Here is a 25,181-nt window from a genome sequence, read left to right as displayed (position 1 = left end):
CTTTATTTGTAAATGCTTGTCGACTTAGTAATTGGTAGCCTATGCCCAAAACCATAACCCTTACTTTTGAGCTTGATTATAGGACAAAATTGAAACCTTTTGAACTCTGAAATACTAAATAATTTCAAAATCTGATCAACATAATTTGAGCTAAAACCTAGAGAAATAATTTCATCTCTAGAGTAACTAGAACTTAAAAAACACTCCAAAATAGTATCCATTATTTCATAAGGTGGTAAACTCTGATCATCTCTTTGCCCCTCTCTAAGTTCTGCTGTTGGTGGCCTGTCAATAATCCCCACAGGAATAATGCCAGGTGAAACCCTATTTAGATAGCGACAAAGTGCATAGACTTCTGTTTTATACAAATCTCCTAGTAGTGAAATTGCACCAACACTATCTCCGTATTGAGTTGAATACCCAACTGAAATTTCTGATTTATTACTTGTATTGATGACCATCGCGCCCGTTTGATTTGATCTCGCATATAGAAGTGTTCCGCGAAGCCTGCTCTGAATGTTTTCATCACTCACTCCATGAAGTTCTTCTCCAAAATTTTGCTTATATTGAGTTCTTATTGTACTGTGTAAAAATTTTATTGGCATTATCTTTAATGCAACTCCAAGATGATCACACATCTCACGCGAAAGTTCATAACTAATGGGGGATGAATATTGACCTTGCATATAAATAGCTTCAACATTTGACTCCCCCAAGGCCTGTGTGGCCAAGGCGAGTACTAAAGCAGAGTCAATCCCTCCAGATAAGGCAATAACTACTTTTTTAAATCCGCTTTTACTCATATATTCGGTCAGACCAAACTCTAAAGCATCACATAAAACTTCACATTCTTTATCATTTAATTTTCTAAGCTGATGGTTGTCTAGATGTGGCAAAAATAAGGATTCCCAAGAACTTTTCTGACGATTCTTATTTAATAATTCTTCTTTACTCGCTTCTTTTTTTGAAAACTTACTTAAATCAATTTCAAAAACCTGTGCTTCAAAAATTTTGGCCTTGAAAACTAAATCTTCACCATCCATAACGAGTGATCTACCATCAAATAAGATTTCATCTTCTCCTCCTACTCGATTTATGTAAAAAAAGGGCGCCCCTAGCTCCTTTGAAATAATTTTACTTCTCTCTAATCGAGCGTCTTCTTTTCTAATATGGAAAGGAGAAGCTGATAGATTAATAACGAGATCAAACTCAATACCTTGGTTTTTCAAATCAAGTGCTGGGTCAAGATGATATTGTTCCGAATACCACATATCTTCACATATCATAAGAGCAATATTTAATCCCTGGTATTGCCAAACTCCACACTCTGTCCCCATCGCAAAATATTTTTTTTCATCAAAAATATCATAATTTGGTAAGAGTTTTTTTACATAGACTTTCTTTAACTTCTTTCCCAACTCTAAAGCATAAATACAATTTTCTATTCTCTCGGCCATTTGACTTGCAGATAAATCATAATGAAGACCACCCAAAAGTAAGCAAGTATTGGGAAATCTATCACCCAATGACTCAGACCATTCATTAATTTTATTAATAAACTGTTCGTATTTTAGAATAAATTCTTTCTGTAAACATAAATCTTGCAGAGGATAACCTGTAAGAAAGAGTTCTGGAAAAAGGTGTAAACCAGGTTGCTTAGTAGTAAAATAATTATGCAAGTAATTGAATATACTATCAAAATCAGCAATAGTATGATGTGTCTGATGGCCTATAACTTTCACGGATCCCCCTTGAACTCAAACATCTAGATAATAGACGAAGAATCGACAAACTGCTATATAAAGGCACTAAAAAAATATGACATAAGAGAGAATAATAAAGTGAATCAAAAAACAAAAGTACTCGTTATTGGAGCTGGTCTTGCAGGAAGTGAGGCCGCATTGTACTTAGCAGAGCGTAAAATTTCCGTCGTTTTATTGGAATGCAAAAGTATTAAACTTAATCCTGCACAAAAGTTAAATAGTTTTGCTGAACTGGTTTGCACTAATTCTCTCAAATCAATCAGACCTGAAACAGGACATGGGCTTTTAAAATATGAAATGGAAAAACTTGGTTCAATAGTTCTAAGTGTTGGAAAAAAACATGCTGTACCAGCTGGCGATGCACTGGCCGTTGATAGAGAAAAATTTTCTCGGGAAATAACAAATATCATACAAGATAATAAATTTATTCAAGTCGTAAAAAGAGAAGCTGGTAATCCAATAGAGCTTATGAAAGAATATGATTGTGATTATTGTATAATCGCTACAGGTCCACTTACAACTTCTGCGCTTGAAGAATGGATTAAACGTGAAATTTCAGGAGATGATTTTTATTTCTATGACGCAATTGCTCCTGTTGTTGATGCAGACTCTTTAGATCTCTCACAAATGTACTTTAAAGATCGCCATCACAATATTCCTCTGGACAAAGAAGCTGACTATTTAAATATTCCACTTAACAAAGAACAATACGAAAACTTTATCACTGAACTCGTAAAAGCTGAAAAAGTACCTTCTGCTCATTTCGAAGAATATAAATTTTTTGAAAGTTGTCTACCAATAGATATTATGGCCGAAAGAGGAATTGATACTGCACGCTTTTCATGCATGAAACCTATTGGGCTAGAACTTGATAATGGAAAATTACCATACGCAGTAGTTCAGCTCAGAAGAGAGAATTTACTTGGAAGCGCCTATAATATGGTTGGATTTCAAACCAGATTAAAATACCCTGAGCAAAAAAGAGTCTTTTCAATGTTGCCAGGTATGCAAGAAGTTCAATTTTTACACTTGGGTTCAGTCCACCGCAATTCATTTATCAATGCAAAAAAATTACTGAATAAAGATTTAAGTTCCAAAAAATTTACAAATATTTATTTTGCTGGCCAGATCTGTGGAGTGGAAGGTTATACGGAAAGTGCATCAATGGGACTTTATGTTGCAGACAATATATCCAAAAAAATAAGTGGTGAAAATTTTGAAAACTGGCCTCTCGAAACAGCGATCGGTGCTCTGATAAATTATGTCATGACTGTGCCCAAACCAACTCCTTCTAATATCAATTTTGGCCTACTGCCCCCTGTTGAAATAGAAAAAAAGCGTCGAATGAAACGACATGAAATTAAAAAATTGAAAAAAACACTAGTGGCCAACAGAGCTCGTGAGGTTTTCAATCAGTTTAGAAAAATTGAATTACCTCCAAAAGATATTTCAATACAGGAGGCATCCATTTGAAAGGAATTCTACTCATCATCTCTGGCTGTTTTTTTTGGGCCCTCGATACTTTGATTCGTTATCCCTTAGCAAAAGATATTCTTAGCTTTAAAAAAATCGTATTTATAGAACATTTACTTTTAAGTATTATTTTAATTCCCGTAGGCATTAAGTCTTTTAAGAAATTTATCAACTCCAAAATTTCAACACTAGCTTATTTCTTCATTATAGGCTGTTTAGGTTCGGCCCTTGGTACCTTGGCCTTTACAAGGGCCTTTACCATTATTAATCCTTCCTTGGTCATCCTCCTCCAAAAATTTCAACCCCTGATCGCTATTAGTGTTGCACATTTTTATCTTAGAGAACGAATCCAGAAAGAATATTTATTTTGGGCCATGTTGTGTCTTATCGGTGGTTTTTTAATCTCCTATGCTGACTTAGCACCACTTTTCGAATTTAAAAATTTAAGTAAAAACTTAGAAGGTGAAAAAATTCTTGGGTATGGACTTACTTTTTTTGCCGTTTTTGCATGGGGTATGTCTACAGTGTTTGGTAAAAAGCTAACGCTCGAAGGATTTGATCAGAAAGAAATTATGACGGGAAGATTTGTATTTGGTTTTTTGACAATGTTGTTCTTTTTAGGAAATTTTTCATTCATTTTTGAACTTAGCATAAATACTTGGTTAAAATTAGCAAGTATGACCATTTTGTCTGGTCTGTTTGGAATGTATCTCTATTACAAAGGATTAAGAATGGTTTCGGCCAGAGTTTGTACAATTGCTGAAATGTTTTTCCCACTTTGCGCCATAGTCATAAATTGGTTATTTTTACAAAAAAGTCTTTCTCCTGAGCAAGTTCTAGGTGGAATTATGCTATGCACAGGTGCTACAGTTATACAAATAAAACACTACTGAAGGTAAATATGGAACAAGATTTCACAGATAAATCAATTTTAATAGCTGGTGCGGCCGGCTTCATACCCTCTCATGTAAGTACTTACTATCTTGAAAGAGGTGCCAGGGTTATAGGATTAGATAATTTTATAACAGGTCAGAAAGAAAATATTGATCGGTTGTCTAAATACTCCGGATTTCATTTTTATCACTGCAATATATTCGAAGAACTTCCTGATTTGTCAGCTCAAAAAATTGATTATATTTTTTCTTTAGCATCCCCTGCTTCACCCATTGATTTTAAAAAAATACCAATGGAAATTATGAGAGTTAACTCTGAAGGGACTAGGAAACTTTTAGAACTTGCAAAAAATAAAAAGGCCAGATTTTTAGAGGCCTCTACAAGTGAAGTTTATGGTGATCCTGAAATACACCCACAGACTGAAACATATCATGGAAACGTCAACACTGTGGGCCCTCGATCATGTTATGATGAATCGAAACGTTATGCTGAGGCCCTTACAATGAACTATCATTGGCAATACGGAGTTGATACTCGTATTGTGAGGATTTTTAATACATATGGGCCAGGTATGCGAGCAGATGATGGCCGTGTCATTCCCAATTTTGTTAATCAAGTTCTCAAAGGTGAGAATATAACAGTCAACGGAGATGGCTCTCAGACCAGATCATTTTGTTATGTAGATGATTTGGTCAAAGCTATGCACGCAGTGATGATGAGTGATGAAATTTCTCCGGTTAATATCGGAAATCCTGATGAGTATACTATCAAAGAGTGTGCAGAACTTATTTTAAAATTTTTAGGTGGCAACTCAAAAATAACTTATCAACCTCTTCCTCAAGATGATCCAAAAAAACGAAGACCTAATATTGATAAATTGCAGCGAATAAGTACCTATCGTCCGACTGTTAGTTTCGAGGAAGGATTGAGAAAAACAGCAGAATATTTTAAAAGTAAATTATAAGGTGAAATAATGAATGTAGTAGTAAGCTGTGACCATATATTGGAAAGAGATAGCTCAATACCCATAGTAGAAGAAGTTGTTGAAAATCTTGTTCCTACACAGATTTTCACTCTGGCCCACAACCAAGGTCAAGTTTTGGGACATTTGGAACAATTCAAAATAAATTCATCGTTTTTATCAAATATTTGTAAACGAAAATCAGATTTATTTTTAAGGCCCTATCTTTTAAATTCTGCTGCAAAATCATTACATATTTGTTGCTCTACTGATCTTATTTTTAATGTTTCCTCAGGACTTTCTCAAGGTATAAAAAAATGTGATGGTGTCAGACAAATCACTTATTTAATAGATTACCCATTTATGTCCAAACCAAAACAGCTTTCAAAAAAAATATTTTGGAAATATCTACAGTTTTCATTCATAAATAGTCTAAAAAAGATTGATGAGCTTTGGGTTGCAAGTGAAGTCATTAAGGAGATCGTAGAACCATTTTATGATGGATTAATTACTGTTGTTAAACCCCATGTTGAGCAAAGAGACTATCCTTTGTTTCCTGTGGGACAATTTAAAAAACAGACATATATGGTTCTTGCAGAGGGATTAAGCGATGAATTTGCCTATCAGGTTGGGCAATTTCTTCTATCAACGAAAAGAGATTTCCGCTTCGTAGGCCGGGACGATCATTTAGTTGAAACAAAAAAGAAATTTGAGGCAAATACCTTCATCGGTTGGAAATGTGCTGGAGAGTTGGCTCCAATCCTTGCAAGTGCAAAAGGCACTATTGATTTTGAAAAATGTTCCTTTCCACTGATGGGTCTTCAATCGCTAATGTGTGGAACACAAGTTTTAACAATGAATGACCCACTCAAAGATGAATTCTATAAAAATGATCTCATTATAAAATTTGAAAAATATAGTAATGAAGAATTTGAAAGAAAGCTTGTTGAATTTGAGTCTCTTTATGTAAACACCGATCCACAACTCTTGAGGTCACATGCTCTGCAGTTTTCACAATCCACGCTAAAGAGAAAACTCGCAGGAATCAGGATAAAAATCAAAAGAAATCCAACCCAAAAAGAAGAAGTAGAGAGTCTGATAAATTGATTTCTTATCAAACTCTCTGATGATTTATTCTTCGTTTGCTTTTGTTCCTGCTTGGTATTGTTCATAAACAAACACTTTTAACTCTTCAACATCTTCCAGATGGTTTTGAATAAGCGGTTGAACCTCTTTCCAATCAAGACCACCTACACCTGTTGAAATTTTTGGTATGGCCAAAGTTTTGATATTCTTTTTTTCAACAAACTTTTTAAGTTCCTTAAGAGATTTATTAACGTAAGTTGTTGTGGCTTTTCCAGGCATTGAATTATGTCCTGGAGCATGTTCTTGTGTGAATAATGCTACAATTTTTTGGCCTTCTTCAGATTCCCATATCCACGATGTTCCTTCTTTAGGATGATTACTGTGAGAGAAATGTCTGAAACTCTTATACATTTCCGGAAATTTTTCTCGCAAAGATTTGGCCAGTCCATTTAGAAAATGATCATTTGGCGCCACACCATGTACAATACACTCAGCTTCAGAAAGAAGAATATCACCAGTTACTTCTACAATCATAGGTCCTCCTTTAATTATTTTTCAATACAATACACGCGTTTTTTATGAAGTGGCCGATATATATCATGTTTTACGATGTTTTTTGTTGGTAACTTCAAATTTAATAAAGAGAGGTTATTTATGGGGCAAGAAATCTATACCGACTTCTTCACTGAGAACGATTCAATAAAATTTAAAGATGCTGTAAGACAGGAGACTCTACAGCTGAAAAAATATTTTGATGAAAATTCATTCTGTGATGGGCCACCAATGTGTGGGCTTGAATTAGAGGCATGGCTTGTAAACGATAATTTTTTACCAGATCCAAAAAGTGATTTGCTTGTTGAAAAACTCAACAATGAACTAGTCGTTCCAGAAATCGCTAAATTCAATTTCGAAATCAACTCCGAACCATTTGCAATTTCCAAAAACTGCTTTGAGAAAATGGAAGAAACACTCCTTAACACCTGGAATGAGTGTTCTATAAAAGCAAAAGAACTAGGTTCTAAAACACTAATGATTGGAACATTACCAACTCTTCGCGATCACATGTTAGATATGGAATTTCTCTCAGGGAAAACCAGATACTTTGCACTGAATAGTCGCATTATGGAGTTACAACACAATCGGCCAGTGATTATTGATTTTGAAGGACGAGATTTTGTCCACATCGAACACAATAACGTGATATCAGAATGTGCTGCGACCTCACTTCAAGTTCATTTCGGAGTAACCCCAAAAAATGTTGTTGAAACATACAATGCCTCTGTTATTGCCAGCTCATTCGTTTCGGCCGTATGTGCAAATTCTCCCTTTTTCCTAGGCAAGGATCTATGGGATGAATCCAGAATTCCTATCTTTGAACAATCAATCAATATGAAATCATTTAGAAATAAAGATTCAACCTGGGCCAAACGTGTGACTTTAGGAAATGATTACGTAAAAAAATCGATATTTGAGCTTTTTTTAGAAAATCTTGATGGACATCCCGTTTTGATTCCCGATTTTATAGATGGAGACATTGGAAAGTTAGCAAATTTGCGTTTACACAACGGAACCATCTGGCGGTGGAATAGGCCACTTGTTGGATTTGATAAAGAGGGAAGACCTGGTTTAAGACTAGAGTTTAGAGTTCCAAGTGCAGGGCCCACTGTCAAAGATTCTATTGCGAATATGTTATTTCAGATTCTCATTGTAGAGTTCTGTCGGACAAAAAAATTATCTACTAGAATTTCCTTTAAAAAAGCAATGGATAATTTCTACTTGTCTTGTAAGGATGGGCTGAATGCTCAAATCAATTGGATAGATGGGAATACCAGAAATATTCGAGATCTACTCATTCATGAAATATTGCCTGAACTAAAAAAATTATATGGAGTATTAAATATTTGCCAAGATGATTTTGAATCATACATTACTCAAATAATTTATCCTCGAGTAAAAAGCTTACAAAACGGAACAGGTTGGCAAAGATCCTTTGTGGCCGCTTATGGCATGAGGTTTCAGGAACTTTTAGAACGATATTACCATTACCAAAACCTTAATTTGCCTGTACACTTATGGCAATTATGAAACTTAAGATTTTAAACACTATTCCTGAAGGATTTTTCCGTTGGCCAGTTAAAGATTTATTTAAACATTTTCAAGGTCCAGCAATTATTCATCTAGACCAAGATAAAGGAAACCCTCTATTTGTAAGTACTTTGTTACATGGAAATGAACATTCAGGTTTTCTGGCCATTCAAAAGATTTTGAAAAACTACCATGAAAATAAGAACCTTTTTAAAAGGTCCCTCATTGTCTTCATTGGAAATACCAAAGCAGCGGAGTTGAATTTTCGCAAATGTGAAGGTGAAAATGATTTCAACAGAGTTTGGAGTGGGGGAGAATGTGAGCTGTCACAAATCGCACATGAAGTAAAAAATTATGTCTTTCAATCGGCACCTTTTGCTTGTATTGATATCCACAATAATACCGGGATAAACCCGTTTTATTCTTGTATTACTCATCTAGGTTCTGATCATCTAGAATTGGCCAGATTTTTTGCAGAAAAAATTGTCTATTTTACCGAACCTAGTGAAGTGCTTTCAAATGCATTTATTGATATATGCCCAAGTATCACAGTTGAAGCAGGACAATCTGGAGAAAGAGAAGGAATTGAAAAGATATATTCAAAAATCCTAGAGTTACAAAAAATTGAAAGTTTGAATTTAATTAAGGAAAGATCTGATTATAAAGTTCTCCATACGATAGCGAGAATAAAAATTAGCAAAGAAATATCATTTGATTTTAATTTTAACCTACAATCACAAAGTGATCTATCTTTTCTATCGGATATTGATTGTTTAAATTTTAAAAAAATAAAAAAAGGCCATGTGCTTGCGCATTTAAGAAAAACATGTCCACTGGTTGTCGAGAATAATTATGGTGAAAATGTTTTAACTGATTTTTTTGAAGTTTTGGACAATAAATTAATTTTGAAAAAAGAGATCATTCCAGCGATGTTTACAAAGGATGTAAAAGTCATTCGAGAAGATTGTATGGGATATATCATGGAAGAGTATCCTCATAATTGAGATTTGCTAGGCCTGTAAAGACTTATATATAGAAAATTTATTAAGCTTTAAAATATTTTCAATCAGATATTTTTTAGAGTCTTTGGTTTCTTTTAGTTCTCTTGAAAGTTTTAAAGATCTCCAATATCGATAACAGGGGGAACGATGAGGGTCAATGATCAGTCCTGGAACTGGTTCCAATTCTTGATCGTCTACAATTTGACGACATTGCTGTTTTTCATAGTCATTTAGGTAAAACCAAAAATATTCAGCTGAAATTTGTGGATTCTTATTTTCTAGAATGATTTGAGCTAAAATGTCGGCCTCATCTTCCATCGTTATCGTTCGAATATTAGCAAAATTTAGATTCGTTTTAGAAAGTTTCCATTCAAGTTCTGCTTTTGCATTTTTGAAAAGATCTTTAATTATTTCAAGCGGGTTTTTTTCAGCATAAAGAATGGCAAAAAATTGTGCTTCAAATGAGTTTTTATACTCTATTGAGCCCTGATTATATTTTTTCTTGAGATCATCAAGATTGGCATCATCGAAAAAATAAAAACTAACGAGTTTAAGAAATTCTTGATTTTTATTTTTGAAACACTCTCCAGCGGGAGTCTCAAAATTATTAATAAGCTCAGTAATGTTTATAAGTGTATCTTTATCATGTATACATACTTGCAAACCAGCAGAACAAATGGATAAAATTTCATCACCGATCTGATCACTGATTTCAATCGCTTCTTTACAATTTTGATTGCTTGGATCTGATTCTTCTAAAAATGTCTGCATCACTCCTGTTAAACCGTTGGAACTAATATAAAAATCAAAAGGCAATACAAACTCCGGAAATAGATAAAATAGTCCTATCTTTTCAATTGTTCTATTGATGCTTATAAACTCTTCTGTATTTTGCGGTGTATAGTCGTTTTCCCAAATATGGGAACTCGCAATTGGTAAGCTATGCTCAAATTCATAGATTGAGTGAATAAGAAGTGATCTTTGAATTTGACTTGGGTGATTTAAAAAATAGTGTGCCATTTCATGGGCCAAAATGGCATAGCTATGTCCAGTTTCAAAAGATTCTTTATCAACTCGAATAATATTTTGCGTATAATTTATGCCTTCAAATACTGATACACCAATTCCATTAACCCCATTAAAATGACCTAGAGCTATGTGAGGAATTTGTGGAAGCATATCAAAATATGGGCCTAGTAATTCAGAATAACGATCATATAATTCTAGTGTATATTTCTCAAGTTCCTTGTAGATAAATTCGTTTTCATTACTCGGTTCAAGATAGTCATTACCAAAATTGTTTTTGAAATATTGCTTAATTTCATCATCATTGAAATAAATATATGAACCGACAAGCTCTGAAGCAAGTAATTTACTGAAAAAGAGAAGAACAAATAATATTTTCATAAGATTTTCCTTCGACTAAGAGCTTTTATCACGAGTACACCAAAAAACATCACTTTTGCTCAAATTTACAGGGTTAAACTCTAAATCATCTGGAAATTGAGCTTTTCAAAGAAATTTTGTTTTTGGTATGACAAATATTTTTATTCAGCGGAAACAGGCCTTAGATCAAGTTCTCTCCAGAACAAATTGCGATTGGTTTTCTCCAATTTCCAATAATCTGAATAAAAGCAAGGATCTCCCCATTTTATTGGGAGTTTGATTTCTTGATTTATTGAAATAATATCTAGATTTTGAAAACGCTTTCTACACTCAACAACAATAGATTTGAAATCTTTATATAAAAAATCAGAAAAAAGGGCACAATAATGTGCGGCCGTAATATCATCAAGATCAAAAAGGATCTGAGAATTTAATTTAAGTGAGTCTTCAACCATTGTTGCCAGTTCAGTTTGAAAAGTTTTTTTAAAGGATTTCATAATTGTTTCATATTTATTTGCACGATTGACTTTTCCACTTCCCATGAAAAGTTCATAATTTTGTATAACCTGATTTTCAAGAGCTTTTTTATTTTTGTAATCAGAAAAAGAAACATAGTTTGGATTAAGTTTGTTGAGAATATCTCTTTCTAGAAAAATTTTCTCAATAGATTTAAACGCCCATGAAAATCTATCTGAAACTTTTGCCCCTATTGTGAAGACTGATTGACGATTAAGTTGTGCTACAACTCCTCTAGACATCGCTCTAAAAAGTTCTGCCCCTTTTAAATTGACTCTATTTTCATAATCTTCTTGAGGGTTATCATGATGAAGATCATACTGGACTTCAAGGAAAGTATGGAGCTTTTCTAAAATTTCAAGGGCCGTTCTGATTGCTCCACTACTGTCTAAAGGAACCTTTTGTCCCATGGATTTGAAAACATCTTCCAAGTTTTCACTAAAGTACGTCAAAAGCTCTCTGACCCTTTTTTTAACTTGAGTTGATGAGCTCAATTTATTCTTAAGATCTACAAAAGATTTTTGCTCTCGAATTTTCTCTTCCATGGCCTGAATAAGGGCAATACCTTTTTCAATTTCTTCAATATTGTTTTTATACATCTCTATAAGTGGCAAAGGAGATCCATACATATCATATTTACGTAGAGTTACCCCTTGTGAATCTAAAAAATCTAACCATTTTTGTATTTTAAGTTTATCTGATTCAGATGGAGATTCTAAATTTTCTAGAATTGGTATTGTAGTTCTGAGAAAAACAGGGTTTACTTTCAATGCCGTTAAATATTCCTTGATTGTATCAGTATTCAAGGAAAGACTTGAACCCATTTGAGCAATGACTTGAAAAATTTCATCAGCTTCCTCTTTCGTTCTCAGAGCTTGAAAATATTTTTCATACTCTTTAACCTGTTCAGGTAATTGATCATATTCTTTGTAAATTATTCGACGAATTTCTTGAGTATCTTTAGCAATTGCATAAGCATCTCTCAAACTGCAGGCCGCATTTTTGGCAGTAAAATATGTGCAAGCGAGAATTTCACTATTTGATTGAGCAATTAAATCATTAAGCGCCTGCTTTCCACTATGATTAGTAAAAATTTGCATCAGTGTGTTTAAAACAACAAAACCTGATCCAATAACCCCTGCATCTCCAAATCCTGCAATACCGGCCATTGCTGCTGTTGTATGACTAAAAATGGGAGTCAATTGAGACCAGCCTCCTAATTGATCAATACACTCAATTGGCAATGATGAAATTCCACTGAATATTTGTGCTAAGTATTGAAAAGCATTTGTCTGGAGTTGGTTTTTTATATTATTTCGTTGATAATCTGATTGAAAGAGGCGATCAATTTTGTTTTCGATCAAATATTCATTTAATTGATCGCGTCGGCCTTTTTTGTATGCATAGTCAGGATCAGACTCAACTGACTTTAACAAACTAAGCTCCAGGTTTACAAGCTCATTAGAAAACACTTCTGATTCAATTCTATTTCTAAGAGATGGATCAATTTTAGTAGCATAGAGTGTTTCAATCAGTTCAAGTCCATTAGAAATTTGTAGTAAAGGGGCCCGACAGTTTTCATTGTGTTCAATTTTAACTTCGATTTGACTTTTAATCATTTTAGCAAGTCCATTGAATGAAAATTCATCTGTATGAATAAATGGACAATGACCTAATAAATTAGAATAACTCAATTCATAAGTTGCAAATAATGGTTTTAATATGACAAAAAGCAAGATAAATACAAAATTCATTTTTTTCATATTTCTGATCTACATATTCAGTTAAGACCTGACAACGTAAGAATTGATATGTGAGATTTTTTAAGGAAGTTCATGAAAATAGATAAAATAATTGTTTCTAAAATTCATAATCCTTGGATTCACCTAGGCCTAGAAGAACACCTATTACGTGAAGGAGATCCAAACGAATCTGTTTTACTTTTTTATATTAATAATCCATGCCTTGTGATAGGGAATTTCCAAAATCCTTGGCGAGAAGTAAATTTCAGAAAAAATAACCTTCCCATTGTTCGCAGGTTCAGCGGGGGCGGTACTGTTTATCATGATCTGGGAAATCTCAACTTTTCTTTTATTAGGAAAGATTCACAGACACATCGATGCCAGAATTTGACTCTATTAAAAGACGTACTTTGCGCGAAGAATATTCCAATTCATATTAACGAGCGTCATGATCTGATTGCAACTCAAAATGATAAGCAATTTAAAGTTTCTGGAAGCGCTTTTAAAAACACTAAAAGTAATTCACTTCATCATGGAACTTTATTAGTTCAGGCCAATATTGCTCAACTAAGAGGTCTACTCAATCCAACATATAAAAATATTGAAACCAAGGCCGTTGCCTCAGTTAAGTCAAAAGTTTGTAACATTTGTGAATTTGGTAAAAGGTATTCTACGCAAAATATCCTTAATTATTTAATTGAAGACATTAAATCTAAATATAGTGCTCAATTAATTTCTTTCGATGAATTAAATGATCTTTATCCAAAGGCGGTAGACTTAAGTGAAAAGTATTTAGACAAAACTTGGACTTGGAACAAAACACCAGTGTTTACATTAAAATTAAAAAATGCAACTCAATTATATGAACTAACATTTGATAAAGGAAAATTAAGAAGTATTCAATCATCAAGTGATTCTATATTTGAAAACACACCACCTTTAGATTTATTTGATGAACATCATGAAATCATCGAATATTTAAAATCGATAGGGCCTGTTTGGTTAGCAGAAGAATTCACTTCGTAGATACGCGTATCACTTTATATCTATTCAGAAGACTATTCTATTGACCTTACAAGTTTTTCCTTTAGACTTATGACGTTTATGGGAAAAAACTACGTATCTACAAACCAACTTGAACTCTTCAATTTCGATACCCTCAGCGCTCAAAGTGGGATAGGCCCTGTTGTTGAGCGAAATCAAAAAAAAAATCGCAAAAAAAAGATTCAACTGAGGGCCCCTGTAAAAGAAGAGAATTCATTTTTAGGCCCTGTGCTCACTGATTATTTTCAAGGACGCAAAAATCATAATATCAGAGCACTACTTGAAACAATTTTAAATGACGAAAAAACGACTTATCCATTTGCCATTTTATTTGGCACCTCAGGAAGTGGTAAGTCCCATACATGCCAATGTTTGGCCAATGAAATAAAAAAACGCTTTCCCATGAAACAAATATGTTTAAGGAATGGGAAAGAGTTTCTTTATGAATATAAAAACTACCTTTCACAGGGTAAATTTACTCAATTTTTTCTCCATTATACCGAAAATATTGACTATTTAATCATCGATGATTTTGATTTGGCCGTTAACGCAAATGATAAACAGTTTCAAGAAGACTTTTCCATCCTAATTGGGCATTTAAAAAATTATAAGAAACTAGTTTTGCTTACAATGAAGTCTCCTCCTGTCCATTTAAAGTACTTATATGAAAGATTAAAAAAGAGATTGGGTTGGGCCGTGATAGAGGGTCTCTCTCTAGGGGATGAACTATTAGTTGAACGAATGCTAAGTGCAGAATTAGATAAATATGGAATAACGCTAAAAGACGATGTCTATAGATTCTGTGTGAATTATATATCACAAGATTTGAATCTCTTTATTGGACTCATGGACAAAATTAAAATTCTCTTGGAGTCAGATGGGATTGTTGATTTACCAGTACTAAAACAACAACTTTCTACCCTCTATGATAATCTCGATGATGACAAACTAGTCATCACTTGTAATGAAAAGGTTTCAGAATTTTTTGGAATTACTCATGCTCATCCAAAAATGAGAGGTAGGGGACAAGGAATAACTTTGGTAAGACAGGTTGCTATGCATTATCTTTACCATAACAAAAACTATTCATTAACAAGATTGGCCAAGGCCTTCGATCGAGATCACACTACAATTCTACATAGTGTAAGAAAAATTTCAAAAAAAATTGATGAAAATAATTATTTTTCTAAAGACTATAATGATTTAAAAAATATTCTCAATGAACTTTTTGCAAAAAAGTAAAAACCATTCACTTTTATATAAGTCCGTTAACCACTGAAATCAAATTATGATTGATCTTATGACCACTATTGTAAACTTTGTGTAATGAAATTTTTTGGCCAGTTGTTCGTATTTTATTAAATTCTTCTTCCACTCCAGATAGAGGAATAATCAAATCATCCTCTCCATTAACAAGATCAATTTTGAAATGATAAGGGCCATCTACATACTTTGCTTTTGCCTTTGCATTGAGACAAATCAAATGATCGCAATTGGGTAAAGATTTGGCCAATTGAAGACCCATATAACCACCTTGAGAATAACCAAGAATTGTCAATGGATTATTTATGAGTTCTTGAGCTCTTAGGAAATTGCTTAAATATTCTGTTCCTGCTGTGTAATTAACTAAGTATTTATCGTTTTCAACATCGTAAAAATACCAAGAATATCCATAATACTGCTTGTTATTCTTTTTATAAGGCACAAAAAATGGGCCATTGGGAATGAGATATATCCCTCCACTAACCTTGAGATTGCTTGTGAGTTTATCGATGATATCAGCAGATTGCAAATAACCATGCAAAATAAGATAGACTCTTTTTTGAGAAGATTTTTCAAAATTTTTTAAAATATATTCACTTTCAATTGAGAAAGGAACTCTAGTAGAAACCATATCCATGTTCTACCAGAGTTCCTCAAGGATTGCCATTACTTTTGGATGTTATACTTCACCACAATCTCACTTCCTTGTAGAGGTATAAAACCGTCTTGAAACTTTATTGTATTAGAGTCTGCAAAATAATCATAAGAATCTTCAGATACTAGTGATCCATCAACAAGAACTTCTAAATCACCTTGATAAGGAATATCACCAAGAGCGAAACTTTCAGAAAGATGAACGATCTCTTCACCGATCTCTGTTAGCACTGTTGCAAAATTTTCCTCAATATCGGCAACTAAACCATTTGTTAGTTCAGATGCTTGGATATATTTCATACCTTGAACCTGTTGAATTCTATAATCATTTTTTACAGTTTGAAGAGCAACAACTGAGTGAATTTTGAGTAAACCCTTATTGGTTTTCAATTCTTGAACAGGCAAAATGTAATCTTCTACTGCAGTCGTTGAAGTGTTGTCTTCATCAGATACTATGATGACAATTGTATAAGCATCTTCTCTGAAAAAATCACTCTTGTAGTGAGAGGCAAATCTTTTCATTGACTCAAGTCCAACTTCAGTACCACTTCCGCTCGATCCAACTTTAATATATTTTTTAAAATCTTCAATAAAGCCTGCCCTATCATCGCGAGCTCTGTTTGATGTTAAAGAGTCAATTGGATTAACCATCATTCCATCAATACCTTTTTGCTGACAGTAGTCCCCATAATAGAGACATTGACTTGTTGTCTTACTCACATCTGTAGTTGTGATTCCCATTCTATAATCGAGATTTTTATCTGCAAATGCATTGATAAACATTTCAAAATTCTCCGCAAGCGCTGTTTGATTATCACTCATCGAACCAGAATTATCTATAACCCATACAATATCTAATTTAGCTGATTCTGATTCACCTTTTTGTACAAAGAGTTCTGAAGCGCTGTTGAATAAATCTTCTTGTGGTACTTCTGTAATTTCTTCATTAATTTGCGTATCCACTATATCTTCTTCTTCATTTATTTCTTCACCTGGAGTTTCTGCATCACTAGTACCTCCATCATTTGTATCTACTACTTTTGGTTCTTCTACTACTTCTGGTACTTCTACTACTTTTGGTTCTTCTACTACTTCTGGTACTTCTACTACTTCTACTACTTCTACTACTTCTACTACTTCTACTACTTCACTACTGTCTCCTGGCACTTCTATTTCACTTTGTTCAGGGAGACCATGCTGATCCTTTTTTGCCTTATTCAATGAGTAAATATCCTTTTCAAAGAACTCGGCCTCTTGTTGACAACTTGTGAGAGCTATTCCCACTGTCATTATCAATGTTAAATTTAATAACTGTTTCTTCATGTTTACTCCAAACATGAATGCAATGGTATAGGTTTCCCTAATCCATCATTCAGTTATCTTTTGGTTTTGATGTCCGATAACGTACTTAGGCCACTTACGTACTACACAATCCCAAAGAGACAAGATTGATCCTTTTCTTGACTACTATTGTGATATTTTAAAAAAGTTGGATCAATCGAAATTCACCTTTTTTTGAAAATCGAATTTTTTTGAAATCTTAGATGCGAAATCTTAAATCAGGATTGTTCTAAACTGCCTACTTTTAAAGCCACAAATGCACTAATCAATTGATTTTACTAGGGGCATTTCAATTGATAATTGGCGACAATCAAAACAGACAACTTTGCCCCGCTAGTCTAGGTATACCTTTTTTGCATCCCAAATCTCTTTCACACAATCAAGCATTTGATACTTAACATCCTCATAATCGAAATTTTGATCATACATTCCAGGGCGCACATGTGATAAACAATCTGATAAATTGAGCAGAACTTGGTTATCTGTAAATTCAGTATTGATCGTTTGTTCAATCCTTTTGGCCGCACATAAAGACGTGTTTTCTTTTGCAAGAAATCTTAAAAGCAAATTCTCAAGGTCTTGCATGGATCGTAATGATTTCATCGTTCACCTCTACTTGTTAAGATATACGATGAAGTATTTATCATCATTGTCAAAATTTATAAACAAATTCTTGTAGTAATCACTATTTATGAACTAGTTGAAAAATATTTATGCAGAGGCCATTTATAAAAAATAAAATAAACCTAGCCATGTCCGGACGACATAAATGATTCATCATAATTAATTTTTTTAAACGCATTATCTCCAAGAGACATAAAATAATCTCTCGTAATTCTCATCGTCTCTTTTAGATCAGGCGCCTTAAACAAATCATTTCTAAAAATGGCCACATTTTTCAACCCTGCCGCAAACCATACGATATGCTTTCTCATTTGCACTAAGACGGCCCTTTCTTTGAATGCATATTCTTTTGTTAATTCTAATAGGCACTCAATGATTTCAAGATAATCTCTTGGCCCAAAAGGAGAGACTTCTTGCTCACTAAGAAAACTTTCTAAAAAAATAAACGGATTTCTTAGGGGCCCTCTACCTAACATCAAAGCTTGACATGAAGTTTGAATCAATCTCTGCCTTGTTACTTTAGCACTATGTAAGTCTCCATTACCAATTATAGGAAGAGGCGATAATTGAGCTAAGGTTTCAAGGTAGTTCCAATTTGCTTGCCCTTTATATTGTTGCGTTCTTGTTCGTCCATGTACAGCAACAAATTCAATTCCTTCTTCTTTCGCTATGTGAATTATTTCATGAGCATTGATTGAAGCTTCATCCCAACCAGTTCTAATCTTTATCGTCAAAGGAATTTGGATTTCCTTTTTTATCGTCGAAAAAAAATCACCCAATTTACTAGTGTCTTGCAATAGCGCCGAGCCTCCTCCCTTAGATACAACCTTTCGCACAGGGCAGCCCATATTTATATCTATAAACTTTGGCCCAAAATCCTGAGCAAATGCAGCAGCATATGACATTGCATTTTTATCTTCACCAAAAATTTGAATACCAATATTTTTCTCTCTTGGGTCTATCTTTAGCATATGAAGTGTTCGATCATTTCTATGTTGTATGCCATGACATGAAATAAGCTCACTTACAGTTCCTCCTGCTCCCAATTTTTCCATCAGTAAGCGAAATGGCACGTTACAAATTGCCGACATCGGTGCGAGCAATAGAGGTGAGTCAAAATGAATTCTTCCTAAAGAAATTGAATTTCTTCTTTTTAGAATTGGATCTATTTTATTCTGTAACTGTTCGCTAAACATATCGTTATACTTTTTAAAATTAATATAAAACATATAAAGGTTTCGGAAATATTTGTCCAAAAAGAGAAAGTGTATCTATAAAAAATAATATCTTTTAAAAGTGTAAATGATTTATATTTTGAATGCTTGAAAATTTATGAGAGTCGCAGAAATACATGAATAAAATTTTACATATATTTTAAATAACCTACTCTAAATTATTAATTTTTAAAAAGAACTTGCCAACGTTAACCTTGCGTCTTAAACTTTTTTTATTGCGTAATATGACAGAACTTATATAAGGAGTTTTCATGAAAGGAATACTATTAACGCTTCTCTTTGCAACGAGCTTGACAGGATGTGCTAGCTATACTGCAGTTACTAAAGTTAATAAAGGTAAAGTAGCTATCGTTAGAAATGATGCTTTTTTAGGTGGAATATGGCCAGGACCTAAAGTTTTCGTATGTAGCGTTTCTCCTAATGGTCTTTCTGGTTGTCAAACTCAAGAAAATCCTTAAATTTATAATAAATGGGAGACGCATTGCGAATCCCATTCTTACCTCTGTACTTTACTGACAAATATAAATCATTCTGTTAGCATGTCCCATATTTTACCCACATGTAAAACTAAGGACAATTTCAATGTTTGATCAGCTCAGTGACAAGTTCTCAGATGCCTTTAAAAATATTTCTGGAAAAGGAAAAATTTCACAGAGCAATATCGAAGATACACTCAAAATAGTGAGAACGGCCCTACTCGAAGCAGATGTTAACTTCAAAGTTGTAAAGTCTTTTATTAACAACGTAAAAGAGAAGTCCCTTGGTGAAAAAGTAATTCGTGGAGTAAACCCTGGTGAGCAATTTATTAAAATTGTTCACGATGAACTGGCCCATGTTATGGGAGAAGAACATCAAGGCCCGAACCTAGATAGAGAAGGAATTCTTCCCTTTTTAATTGTAGGTCTAAACGGGCAAGGAAAAACAACTTTTTCAGGTAAACTTGCTCTTTTTTTAAAAAATAAAAAAAAGAAAGATGTTTTACTCGTACCTGCTGATAATTTTAGACCCGCTGCCAAGAAGCAATTAGAAACATTGGCCAAGCAAATTGATGTTGATATTTTTGACTCTGATCTTTCCATGCATCCTAAAGATATTGCGAAAGCAGGAATTGAAGAGGCGAAAAAATTACATAAAAAAATAGTCATTATTGATACTGCTGGTAGGCTTCATGTTGATGATGATCTCATGAAACAGATTGTAGAAGTTAAAAATGAAATTGCCTCCTACAAACCAGAAGTGATGATGGTGGCAGATGCAATGACCGGACAAGAGGCCGTAAATGTCGCTAAGACTTTTCATGAGGCGATAGGATTAACAGGCATTGTTCTTTCAAAAATGGACTCTGATGCTAGGGGAGGGGCGGCCCTTTCAATTAGACACGTAACAGGTGTTCCAATTTGCTATATTTCTACTGGTGAGAAGATGAAAGATTTAGAGCTCTTTCATCCTGATCGACTTGCAAAAAGAATTCTAGATATGGGAGATGTTCTTACTCTAGTCGAAAAGGCCGAAGAGGCCATTGATGAAAAAGAAGCAGAACGTATGATGAAGAAGATGGAGAAAGGAAAATTCACCATCGGAGATTTCATGAAACAAATGGAGATGATGAGCAATTTAGGGCCCATGGAGAATATTTTAAAAATGATTCCAGGAATGGGTGGAATGCTTAAGCAAGTAGGTGATCTCTCTCCGGCAAAAGAAGAAATGTCTAGAATGAAAGTCATTATTTCATCGATGACTAATCAAGAAAAAGAAGACTATAAAATATTGAAAGAATCTAGAATTAATCGAATTGCAAAAGGCTCAGGAACATCTTCACAGCAAGTTAAGGACTTTATTTCCAAATTTAAGCAAATGGAAAAAATGATGTCCGGCATGATGGGTATGTTTAAAGGAGGTATGCCTTCTTTACCTGGAATGGGGGGAGGAATGCCTGGAATGGGGGGCATGCCTGATATGAGAAGACCTAAAAAAGGAAAAGGCAAAGGAAAGAAAAGAGGCCCATGGGGAGGGGGATTTTTCTAAGTTGATTCCTAGAAAAAGTAATTAAACAATTCAACTTTACTTAATTCAAAATTAAAACCACGAAATTACTACACAGGATATTGTAGAAAATAATGAAAACTGTTAGTTAGATTCTAACAAATTCATTTTTGAGGGTATTCTCATGATCTATTCTAAAATTTCATTCATTACACTTGCTTCAATATTGTCATTTGGATCTTTTGCTTTTGACAGTGGAGATACCGATACATCAATTCAAGCTCCCATCTCACATGATGGAGGCCCTGTGGCCAGATCTGGTATCTTTATAGGAAAGATCGGTCTTCATAACAACAATAAGAGTTTTTTCTTCGATTCAAATGAATTGACCCTCTATTCAGGAGCGTTTGATCAAGTTGGTCAAACAGAATTTCCCGGAACACTCTTTGATTTCGAACTGGCCGAAGATGTTAAAAATCTTACAGATAAAATTGATTATTTAGACCAATATAAAACATATGCTTTTTCATATATTGTAGAATCAGGATTAGATTTTGATATTAATGAAGGTGATTACAAAATTGTGGCAGTAGAAGAGCTTAATCAATACGTAAAAGATAAATTACCTCTCGAAATGATGGAATCTTTGGATACCAGACAAGAAGGGCCATTAAGAACCAATTTTGGAAAAATTGCTAGAGTTGAAAGAAGAATTGGCCGTTGGGTTCGTTCATATGATGTAGATTGCGTTTTAGAATTAAACACTGGAGTAGTTAAGATTAAGTCGGATTTAAAAAAGAAAAATGAACAAGAAGTAAAAAAAGAAATGTTCAATATCTATGGTGAAAAAATGTGTCAGTACGCTGAGCAAGTTGTAAAAAGTGGAAGGCCAGTGAGAATTGTTTATACCGAGTCTACAAGTGACAGATGGGATGATTTTAGAAAAGTTGCTCACGGTATTAGGGTTTTAAATCCTGGTGATCCTGATCTAAGTCATTTTGAGATTATTGGTAAATTTGGATTGGGTAGCATAGAATTTAAAAATTAATTATTTTTAAACGATTTGATGCCCATAGATTATGTCTAATAGCTCAATACGAGGATTCATTGTTGAGCTGATAATTTGATGAAAGAATAGCTTTGGCATTTTCTGTTCAAATTCATATAAGCTTTGCAATTTTTTATTGGTGATTTCAGATTTTTTTACAGTGATTTCATTGCCAAGAATTTTTTCTAACCTCATAATGAAAAGTAGAGATTGATCTTTCAAGTACGGAGGAAGATTGGTTTTTATGGCCTTAAATTCTTCCAGTAGTCTGGCCCTAACTCTTCTGTGTTTATCGTGGATGAATTGTGAAACCAAAAAATAGAATTGAGCAATATTGTGAATCGGGAAATCTTCAAAATGCCCAATGGCCATTTGTAAGTGATGATAATTCTTATGTATATCATGAAGGTCTTGCGCTCTTTGCGCGTAGATGAGATCCATCATCCCCTGTTTATAATTAAGTGGAGTCCTCGAATTTTTTTCATGCATAAATTCCTGAATTAGGCCTGAAAAACATTTTGAAATTTTTATTGCATTCCCATTATAGATTTTAGGTGCACTTCCTGAAACAAAGTAACATTCTTCTTCTTTTGCATTGAAGCTTACACATAACATGGACGAAGGGGTTATGCAGTCAAGATTCCAATCTTTGTCTTCATAAAGAGGTGGTAAATAGGGAGAAGCAATTTCTGTAAAAAAATCTTTATGACATAATTTAGGAAATTGTTTAAGTTTTTCAATTTTTTGAATTGCACATGTTCGCCTCATGATATTATAGTCTTTTAGCCCATAGGGAATATATTGGCCTTGATCAAAAGAAGGATCTTCAGGCATATTATTGAAATAGAGAATATCACCAGGTTTTAGTGCATAAATATCTCCTCTAACCTCAGCTCCCATCAAATCACATGCTAACACTTTTTTGTCAGGGAAAGACATATAGATTCCCCAACTACTGAATGATTCAACAGTTTTTAAAAAATTTAAAGCATCTTCGGCCGAATTTGAATTTGTTAAAACTTCAAAAGCAATTTCAAATATTGATTCACCTTTTAAATTTAATTTATCTAAAAATTTCTGATGAATGGCCAGTGTGACGCCCTTATTTGTCATGGCCGTAATGGAAGGATAGGGAAGACCTGAAGTTCCTAAAGAAAATATTTCAAGATCATTTCTAACTTTCCACTTCACGACTCTTTCTTTTGAATCGTAACTTTGCGCCAAAGGAAAATCCAACACACGAAAATGTAGTGGATTTCCACTTTCATTGAGGGCAAAAAACGACGAACAACCAAACATACTTGAATGAACTGAAGGCATCCATTTTGATAAACAACACATCAGTTCGGGAATCAGAAAAGCAAAAAGTATATCTTCAAAAGGATGATCAAGGCCTTCGGCATAGGCAGATAAATTGTTATAAAATTTATCACGCGACATGGTTTTAGCGAGGACTTGTTTTATTGTTTCATGAATGATGGTGTTGAACGTTTTTGAACGAGTACCCAAAAGTGAAAAGATATGTCTGAGAATTTCTTTAACTCTTCCTTTATCTTTGAGACCTAATTGGTAAAAACACTCTTCTACATCTCCAAATAATTCTATAATGGGAAGTTTATTTTGTTCAACATTTTCTTGGATCATAAAACCAAATGTCTCCTTCACGTATGCACTAAAAGTTTCTCTCCATGATGGGCAAAACATTGTTTTACAAAAGAATTGTGCTTTGCAAACTTTAGGGGATCATAACAAATTTCAAACATTAAATCGAAGCAATTATGGTGAGTATTGAGTTGAGATTTGTTCAATTGACGAATTGGACACAACAGCGAATAATATGCTCGTAAATACGCCTAGAAGTTGCGTTGCAAAAAGATGACTAATAACAAAATGATTTTTTATGGATATAGATAAAATTTTAAAAAATAATAAAGATTGGATTGGACAAAAACTGGCACAAGACCAAGATTTTTTTAAAAATCTAGGGCGTGGACAAAAACCAAAAATTCTCTATATCGGTTGTTCCGATAGTCGAGTGACGGCCGAAGAACTTATGGGGGCAAATCCTGGAGAAGTTTTTGTTCATAGAAATATTGCCAATATGGTAAGTAGTATAGATCTGAATGTTATGAGTGTTATTGAATACGCGGTTATTCACCTCGAAGTTGATCATATAATCATATGTGGACACTATGGGTGTGGAGGAGTGAAAGCTGCTCTAGAAAGTAAAGATCTGGGTATACTCAATCCTTGGCTCAGAAATATCAGGGATGTGTATAGACTGCATCGAAGAGAGCTAAATTCAATTGATAACGAAGAACAAAGATATCAGAGATTAGTTGAGTTAAATATTCAGGAACAATGTGTGAATGCTATAAAGACAGCAAGTGTTCAGAAAGCTTTCAGGGGAAGAGGCCTAAAAGTCTACGGGTGGGTTTTTGATGTTCATACTGGAAAGCTTATTGATCTTAAAATTGACTTTGAAACCATCTTAAATAGTATAATGGAAATTTATCATCTTGATTGAAAATACTCTTGAATATAAATTTTAAGAATCTTATGAAAAATTCATGAAAATAATAAGATCGTAGCTCTTTAACACTCTGTAAAATCCGGACTACAATATAATAGCTTAGTGCTTCTTGGTAACCTTTAATTATATGTTAATTCCTATGTACTTTTAGACTAAACTCTAATAGATAAAACTTCTTCTTTTGTTTTCAGGGAACTCTTTGATCGACTAGAGCATGCCAGATATAGAAATTAATGCCGTTCATTTTTAAGTACTCATTACTACAAAAATTTTGACGAAAAGATTTAGACCAAGCGAGGTGTTATGGATCTTTACACGGAATACATTATTGGAGAAAATAAAGTCTTAATATTAGTGTGCCTTGTTCTGGCCGCAATTCGTATCTATCTTGAAATTATTGAATTTGATTTTGATAAACTACCCCTAACAAGAGCTTTGAAAAAATATTATGGCCCACAAAAAGTTCAAAAAATTCATCAGTTGGGTCTTAGATTATCAATTTTGCAAATCATCTTATTTGCCCCGCAATTTTTGCTCATGAATTGATTA

22 protein-coding genes are annotated in these 25,181 nt (G+C 33.7%); 13 read left to right on the top strand and 9 right to left on the bottom strand.

Annotation, left to right across the window (positions count from 1 at the left end):
* Positions 1-2: 2 nt before the first annotated feature.
* Complete coding sequence (locus H6622_05745) at positions 3-1,742, bottom strand: NAD+ synthase (GenBank protein MCB9061004.1); 1,740 nt, start codon at positions 1,740-1,742, stop codon at positions 3-5.
* Positions 1,743-1,841: 99 nt separating this feature from the next.
* Here H6622_05745 and trmFO point away from each other — a divergent pair, with 99 nt between their 5' ends.
* From trmFO to H6622_05725, 4 genes are read left to right on the top strand one after another with little or no spacing between them, the layout of a single operon-like run.
* Complete coding sequence (gene trmFO, locus H6622_05740; protein ID MCB9061003.1) at positions 1,842-3,236, top strand: methylenetetrahydrofolate--tRNA-(uracil(54)-C(5))-methyltransferase (FADH(2)-oxidizing) TrmFO; 1,395 nt, start codon at positions 1,842-1,844, stop codon at positions 3,234-3,236.
* Positions 3,233-4,129 (top strand): DMT family transporter, encoded by an 897-nt coding sequence (locus H6622_05735; GenBank protein ID MCB9061002.1) that lies wholly within the window; start codon positions 3,233-3,235, stop codon positions 4,127-4,129. The genes trmFO and H6622_05735 overlap by 4 nt, the downstream gene beginning before the upstream one ends.
* A gap of 8 nt (positions 4,130-4,137) precedes the next feature.
* Positions 4,138-5,094 (top strand): GDP-mannose 4,6-dehydratase, encoded by a 957-nt coding sequence (locus H6622_05730; GenBank protein MCB9061001.1) that lies wholly within the window; start codon positions 4,138-4,140, stop codon positions 5,092-5,094.
* Between the two features lie 9 nt (positions 5,095-5,103).
* Entirely contained in the window at positions 5,104-6,198 is a 1,095-nt protein-coding gene (locus H6622_05725) for a hypothetical protein (GenBank protein ID MCB9061000.1), read from the top strand.
* Between the two features lie 24 nt (positions 6,199-6,222).
* Here H6622_05725 and H6622_05720 read toward each other — a convergent pair whose 3' ends face one another.
* Positions 6,223-6,711, bottom strand: a complete 489-nt coding sequence (locus H6622_05720; GenBank protein MCB9060999.1) for a macro domain-containing protein — start codon at positions 6,709-6,711, stop codon at positions 6,223-6,225.
* Between the two features lie 120 nt (positions 6,712-6,831).
* Here H6622_05720 and H6622_05715 point away from each other — a divergent pair, with 120 nt between their 5' ends.
* Entirely contained in the window at positions 6,832-8,262 is a 1,431-nt protein-coding gene (locus H6622_05715; GenBank protein ID MCB9060998.1) for a hypothetical protein, read from the top strand.
* The gene (locus tag H6622_05710) at positions 8,250-9,266 is read left to right on the top strand and encodes a succinylglutamate desuccinylase/aspartoacylase family protein (GenBank protein ID MCB9060997.1); all 1,017 of its coding nucleotides are present in this window, start codon (positions 8,250-8,252) and stop codon (positions 9,264-9,266) included. Before H6622_05715 ends, H6622_05710 begins: the two co-directional genes overlap by 13 nt.
* Positions 9,267-9,272: 6 nt before the next feature.
* On the opposite strand, the gene H6622_05705 is transcribed toward H6622_05710, so the two are convergent.
* Together H6622_05705 and H6622_05700 are read right to left on the bottom strand one after the other, a co-directional pair.
* The gene (locus H6622_05705) at positions 9,273-10,670 is read right to left on the bottom strand and encodes a hypothetical protein (protein MCB9060996.1); all 1,398 of its coding nucleotides are present in this window, start codon (positions 10,668-10,670) and stop codon (positions 9,273-9,275) included.
* Positions 10,671-10,810: 140 nt separating this feature from the next.
* Complete coding sequence (locus tag H6622_05700) at positions 10,811-12,919, bottom strand: hypothetical protein (GenBank protein MCB9060995.1); 2,109 nt, start codon at positions 12,917-12,919, stop codon at positions 10,811-10,813.
* Between the two features lie 81 nt (positions 12,920-13,000).
* On the opposite strand from H6622_05700, the gene H6622_05695 reads away from it, so the two are divergent.
* Positions 13,001-13,933, top strand: a complete 933-nt coding sequence (locus tag H6622_05695) for a hypothetical protein (GenBank protein MCB9060994.1) — start codon at positions 13,001-13,003, stop codon at positions 13,931-13,933.
* A 78-nt stretch (positions 13,934-14,011) separates the two neighbouring features.
* Complete coding sequence (locus H6622_05690) at positions 14,012-15,193, top strand: hypothetical protein (protein ID MCB9060993.1); 1,182 nt, start codon at positions 14,012-14,014, stop codon at positions 15,191-15,193.
* A gap of 13 nt (positions 15,194-15,206) precedes the next feature.
* Here the strand turns inward: H6622_05690 and H6622_05685 are convergent, their stop codons facing one another.
* The 4 genes from H6622_05685 to H6622_05670 form a co-directional block, all read right to left on the bottom strand.
* On the bottom strand, positions 15,207-15,845 hold the full coding sequence (locus H6622_05685) for a hypothetical protein (protein MCB9060992.1): 639 nt from the start codon (positions 15,843-15,845) through the stop codon (positions 15,207-15,209).
* A 35-nt stretch (positions 15,846-15,880) separates the two neighbouring features.
* Positions 15,881-17,191: a VWA domain-containing protein gene (locus H6622_05680; protein ID MCB9060991.1), complete on the bottom strand. Its 1,311-nt coding sequence runs from the start codon at positions 17,189-17,191 to the stop codon at positions 15,881-15,883.
* A gap of 351 nt (positions 17,192-17,542) precedes the next feature.
* Positions 17,543-17,812: a hypothetical protein gene (locus H6622_05675; protein ID MCB9060990.1), complete on the bottom strand. Its 270-nt coding sequence runs from the start codon at positions 17,810-17,812 to the stop codon at positions 17,543-17,545.
* Positions 17,813-17,955: 143 nt separating this feature from the next.
* Positions 17,956-19,062 (bottom strand): tRNA-dihydrouridine synthase, encoded by a 1,107-nt coding sequence (locus H6622_05670; GenBank protein MCB9060989.1) that lies wholly within the window; start codon positions 19,060-19,062, stop codon positions 17,956-17,958.
* A gap of 257 nt (positions 19,063-19,319) precedes the next feature.
* On the opposite strand from H6622_05670, the gene H6622_05665 reads away from it, so the two are divergent.
* The 3 genes from H6622_05665 to H6622_05655 all read left to right on the top strand — a co-directional run bounded on the left by H6622_05665 (position 19,320) and on the right by H6622_05655 (position 22,099).
* Entirely contained in the window at positions 19,320-19,526 is a 207-nt protein-coding gene (locus tag H6622_05665) for a hypothetical protein (protein MCB9060988.1), read from the top strand.
* 124 nt (positions 19,527-19,650) lie between these two features.
* Positions 19,651-21,093 carry a signal recognition particle protein gene (gene ffh / locus H6622_05660; GenBank protein MCB9060987.1) on the top strand — a complete coding sequence of 481 codons (1,443 nt, stop codon included), beginning with the start codon at positions 19,651-19,653 and terminating at the stop codon, positions 21,091-21,093.
* Positions 21,094-21,235: 142 nt separating this feature from the next.
* On the top strand, positions 21,236-22,099 hold the full coding sequence (locus H6622_05655) for a hypothetical protein (protein MCB9060986.1): 864 nt from the start codon (positions 21,236-21,238) through the stop codon (positions 22,097-22,099).
* 6 nt (positions 22,100-22,105) lie between these two features.
* Here the strand turns inward: H6622_05655 and H6622_05650 are convergent, their stop codons facing one another.
* Positions 22,106-23,743 (bottom strand): hypothetical protein, encoded by a 1,638-nt coding sequence (locus tag H6622_05650; GenBank protein ID MCB9060985.1) that lies wholly within the window; start codon positions 23,741-23,743, stop codon positions 22,106-22,108.
* A gap of 256 nt (positions 23,744-23,999) precedes the next feature.
* Between H6622_05650 and H6622_05645 the strand changes: the two genes are divergently transcribed.
* Together H6622_05645 and H6622_05640 are read left to right on the top strand one after the other, a co-directional pair.
* A complete protein-coding gene (locus tag H6622_05645) occupies positions 24,000-24,626 on the top strand; it encodes a carbonic anhydrase (GenBank protein ID MCB9060984.1) in 627 nt (208 codons plus the stop codon).
* A gap of 309 nt (positions 24,627-24,935) precedes the next feature.
* Entirely contained in the window at positions 24,936-25,178 is a 243-nt protein-coding gene (locus H6622_05640; protein MCB9060983.1) for a hypothetical protein, read from the top strand.
* Positions 25,179-25,181 lie beyond the last annotated feature (3 nt).

This window comes from Halobacteriovoraceae bacterium (assembly GCA_020635115.1).
In the GTDB taxonomy this organism is placed as follows: domain Bacteria; phylum Bdellovibrionota; class Bacteriovoracia; order Bacteriovoracales; family Bacteriovoracaceae; genus JACKAK01.
Note: the sequence above shows the minus strand (reverse complement) of the source record. Positions and strands in the feature narration are given on the sequence as shown.

Excerpts from the sequence above, each read along its gene's own strand:
- H6622_05645 (MCB9060984.1), top strand. The coding sequence starts at position 24,000 with ATGGATATAGATAAAATTTTAAAAAATAATAAAGATTGGATTGGACAA.
- H6622_05640 (MCB9060983.1), top strand. The coding sequence starts at position 24,936 with ATGGATCTTTACACGGAATACATTATTGGAGAAAATAAAGTCTTAATA.
- H6622_05685 (MCB9060992.1), bottom strand. The coding sequence starts at position 15,845 with ATGGTTTCTACTAGAGTTCCTTTCTCAATTGAAAGTGAATATATTTTA.
- H6622_05700 (MCB9060995.1), bottom strand. The coding sequence starts at position 12,919 with ATGAATTTTGTATTTATCTTGCTTTTTGTCATATTAAAACCATTATTT.
- H6622_05655 (MCB9060986.1), top strand. The coding sequence starts at position 21,236 with ATGATCTATTCTAAAATTTCATTCATTACACTTGCTTCAATATTGTCA.
- H6622_05720 (MCB9060999.1), bottom strand. The coding sequence starts at position 6,711 with ATGATTGTAGAAGTAACTGGTGATATTCTTCTTTCTGAAGCTGAGTGT.
- H6622_05650 (MCB9060985.1), bottom strand. The coding sequence starts at position 23,743 with ATGATCCAAGAAAATGTTGAACAAAATAAACTTCCCATTATAGAATTA.
- H6622_05670 (MCB9060989.1), bottom strand. The coding sequence starts at position 19,062 with ATGTTTTATATTAATTTTAAAAAGTATAACGATATGTTTAGCGAACAG.
- H6622_05710 (MCB9060997.1), top strand. The coding sequence starts at position 8,250 with ATGGCAATTATGAAACTTAAGATTTTAAACACTATTCCTGAAGGATTT.
- H6622_05675 (MCB9060990.1), bottom strand. The coding sequence starts at position 17,812 with ATGAAATCATTACGATCCATGCAAGACCTTGAGAATTTGCTTTTAAGA.
- H6622_05665 (MCB9060988.1), top strand. The coding sequence starts at position 19,320 with ATGAAAGGAATACTATTAACGCTTCTCTTTGCAACGAGCTTGACAGGA.
- H6622_05725 (MCB9061000.1), top strand. The coding sequence starts at position 5,104 with ATGAATGTAGTAGTAAGCTGTGACCATATATTGGAAAGAGATAGCTCA.
- H6622_05730 (MCB9061001.1), top strand. The coding sequence starts at position 4,138 with ATGGAACAAGATTTCACAGATAAATCAATTTTAATAGCTGGTGCGGCC.
- H6622_05680 (MCB9060991.1), bottom strand. The coding sequence starts at position 17,191 with ATGAAGAAACAGTTATTAAATTTAACATTGATAATGACAGTGGGAATA.
- ffh (MCB9060987.1), top strand. The coding sequence starts at position 19,651 with ATGTTTGATCAGCTCAGTGACAAGTTCTCAGATGCCTTTAAAAATATT.
- H6622_05705 (MCB9060996.1), bottom strand. The coding sequence starts at position 10,670 with ATGAAAATATTATTTGTTCTTCTCTTTTTCAGTAAATTACTTGCTTCA.
- H6622_05715 (MCB9060998.1), top strand. The coding sequence starts at position 6,832 with ATGGGGCAAGAAATCTATACCGACTTCTTCACTGAGAACGATTCAATA.
- H6622_05695 (MCB9060994.1), top strand. The coding sequence starts at position 13,001 with ATGAAAATAGATAAAATAATTGTTTCTAAAATTCATAATCCTTGGATT.
- H6622_05690 (MCB9060993.1), top strand. The coding sequence starts at position 14,012 with ATGGGAAAAAACTACGTATCTACAAACCAACTTGAACTCTTCAATTTC.